1 protein-coding gene is annotated in these 857 nt (G+C 61.8%); it reads right to left on the bottom strand.

The window, feature by feature from the left end; genetic code table 11:
* Window positions 1-857, bottom strand: an 857-nt coding sequence (locus tag NE547_RS17955) for a hypothetical protein (RefSeq protein WP_256176617.1), incomplete at both ends; no start/stop codon positions are given.

Raw genomic sequence — 857 nt, 5'->3', positions numbered from 1 at the left:
CCCCAGGCATCGACATACGGAATCTGCTGAAACTCGCCCGGCAGCTTGTTCATGACCCTTCCGAGCGTATACTGCATATCGTTTGGCATCCAGGAGGCCCGATCGACGAAGGTCGTGTCCCGCCTGTACTCCGATGTGCGCTCAAGCTGCCCGAAGAGGGTTGGCACACCCTGGGACAGATAGGAGACTGCAGCGTTTGCCACCACTTTGGGCAAGGTACCGCCGTCCGCGTATCTCACATTGTCGATGGCGTCCTGCAGGCCCTGGAGCATACTCATCTCCAGCATGGGGTCAGTGATGCGCTCCATGGCGGAAAGCGCGTCTTTGAACTGGACACCGTCCGCGCCGCGGTCTGTCATCGCGTTCCAGAGCTCCACGCCAACAAAGAACGGGAGCGCCTCGGGTGCCAGCCAGTCCAGTGTGAAATTCCGGTCCCCGACCGTCAGCGCATAGTCCTGCCCACCGGTCAGGTCGGACATCACGTCCTGCTCGTCATCTCCGCTCCCGCCGCCGGATACCAGCCCAATGGATGCAAGCCATGCGCCAAGAGCCAGAAGGCCGGTACCGGTCAGGCCAGCCGAGATGTTGTCGATGGCCTGTGCGGCAGTCATTTCACCGGAGTGTACTTTTGCCAGATCGTAGCTCAGGCCCTTCGCCAGCCCAGCCGGGGAGTATTCCACGCCGCGCATCAGGATGTTTGCCGGGGTCTTGCGGAATGGAAGTACGCCCTCCATCACAACATTGGCCGCCTGACCAACCGGGTTTTTCCCCCGGTAGCGCAGGCCGGACACGAAGTCCGAAAAAGCATTGGAATCCCGATAGGTCGCCCGCTGGGCCTCCCGGACGGCATAGGCCCG

The sequence above is a fragment of the Flavonifractor sp. DFI.6.63 genome (assembly GCF_024462255.1).
Classification (GTDB): domain Bacteria; phylum Bacillota; class Clostridia; order Oscillospirales; family Oscillospiraceae; genus Lawsonibacter_A; species Lawsonibacter_A hominis.
This window is presented reverse-complemented; position numbering and strand designations above follow the sequence as displayed.